The sequence below is a fragment of the Streptomyces sp. KLMMK genome (genome assembly GCF_036961605.1).
Taxonomy (GTDB): Bacteria; Actinomycetota; Actinomycetes; order Streptomycetales; family Streptomycetaceae; genus Streptomyces; species Streptomyces telluris.
The window spans coordinates 1-1,959 of the sequence record NZ_JBAMDC010000674.1 but is presented as its reverse complement, the minus strand read 5'-3'; the positions used below and the strand labels follow the sequence as shown (position 1 = coordinate 1,959).

General features: G+C 77.3%; 1 protein-coding gene and 1 pseudogene. Both read left to right on the top strand.

Annotation, left to right across the window (positions count from 1 at the left end; all coding sequences use genetic code 11):
- Window positions 1–155 precede the first annotated feature (155 nt).
- On the top strand, window positions 156–1,721 hold the full coding sequence (locus V7793_RS37010) for a DUF3492 domain-containing protein (protein ID WP_336014066.1): 1,566 nt from the start codon (window positions 156–158) through the stop codon (window positions 1,719–1,721).
- Window positions 1,718–1,959 (top strand): annotated as a pseudogene (locus V7793_RS37005) (hypothetical protein); the annotation flags it as partial. The gene V7793_RS37010 and the pseudogene V7793_RS37005, both read left to right, overlap by 4 nt.

The window sequence follows — 1,959 nt, the reverse complement described above, 5'->3', positions numbered from 1 at the left end:
CCCCCCCCCCCCCCCCCCCCCCCCCCCCCCCCCCCCCCCCCCCCCCCCCCCCCCCCGCCACGGGCGAGCCCGCATAGCGTGCTTCCGCTGCGGTCCGGCGGTCACGGGCCGCAAGAGGGCGACCACAAGGGACAGACGGGGGTGCGTGCGTGCGCGTGGGACTCCTTACGGAGGGTGGGTATCCGTATGCCTCGGGTGAGGGTGGCCAGTGGTGCGACCGGCTCGTGCGGGGGCTGCCCGGGCACGACTTCGAGATCTGCGCCCTGAGCCGGCGCGCACGGCAGGACGCGGGCGGCTGGTGCGATCTGCCGGAGCACGTCCGGCGCGTGCGGACGGCTCCCCTGTGGGGGGATCCGGCCGGGGCCGTGGGGGGCGCGCACCGCTCGTACGGGCGCCGGGAACGGCGCCGCTTCGGCGCCTATTTCGCCGGGCTGGCCGAGGCGCTGACCGCCACCGTCGAGCCCGGACCCGACGACCGCAGAGACCAGGCGTACCGTTTCGCCGATGCCCTGCACGGTCTCGCCGACCTCGCCCGCGACGCCGGCGGCCTCGGCTCGGCCCTCCGCTCCGAACAGGCCCTGCGCATCCTGGAGACCGCCTGCCGCACCCCCGGGTCCCACCCCGCGGCCTACGGCATCCGCGTCGCCGACCTCCTCGCCGTCACCGCCCTCCTGGAGCGCGCACTGCGCCCCCTGTCCCTCGACTGGTACGGCACCGGCACGGACCGCGGGCTCGCCGGCGTCGATCTGTGCCACGCCACCACCGCCGGCCCCGCCGCCCTCCCGGGGCTGCTGGCCAAACGCTTCTTCGGCACCCCCTTCCTCGTCACCGAGTACGAGGTGCGCCTGCGCGCCTACTACCTCAACAGCGCCGCCAGCGCCGCCGGCCTCTCCCTGCCCGTCCGCACCCTGCTGTCCGCCTTCCACCGGCAGCTGACCGCCGAGATCTACGCCGGCGCCGACCTCATCACCTCCGGCGACGCCCAGGTGCGGCGCTGGCAGGAGCGCTGCGGCGCCGACCCCGCACGGCTGCGCACCGTGCACCCCGGCCTCGACCCCGGTCCCTACGAGGGCGTGGGGGAGCGGGCCGAGGCCGGCGACGACGGCACGGACGACGGCCGGACCGTCCTGTGGGCCGGCGGCAACGCCGACCCCTTCCTGTGGGAGGCCCTCGCGGCCCTGCGCCGGGCCGAGCCCGAGGTGCAGCTGCGGATCGCCGAGCCCCCGCTGCCCGGCGTCCAGCCCGCCTCCGGCGTCTCCTACGCCCCCGAGGCGACCCCCGACACCTACGCCTCCGGCACCGTGGTCGTCCTCGCCGGCGGCGCGGAGGCCTTCCCGCTGCCGCTCGTCGAGGCCATGCTCTGCGGCCGCGCCACCGTCGCACCGGACTGCGCCACCGTCCGCGAAGTCATCGGCGGCACGGGCCTCGTCGTCCCGCCGCGCGACCCCGGCGCCCTCGCCGAGGGCTGCCTGGAGCTGCTGCACGACCCCGGCCGAAGAGCCAGACTCGGCGCCGCGGCCCGCGCCCGCGCGCTCGAACTCTTCACCACCGAAAGGCACGTGACGGACTTCCACGGCATCTATCTCGAGCTCATGTCCCGCGCCCCCGCCCGCGAGGACGCCGCCGACCCCTCCGTCCCCTTCTCCCGCGCCGCGGAAGCCCGCGCACCGATCGACCTCACGCCGCGCCAGTCCTCACCGACCTGGGCAGGGCGCCCATGACCACGCCCCTGAGGGACGGCGGCGCACCGGCCGCCGCCGGCATAGCCGCCCCCCGCACCGACCCGGTGAAGGCCCTCCTGCACCGCCACCACGGGCTGTGCGCCCGCGCCGTGGACCCCCTGGAGATCGCCGCCGTCCTGGAGGACGGGGGCCTCACGGACCGCGCCGCGGCCGAGTGCCGGCACCGCGACGTCTTCTCCCTCGCCGACGAGCTCTACGCCCGTGCCGGACGCGAGGA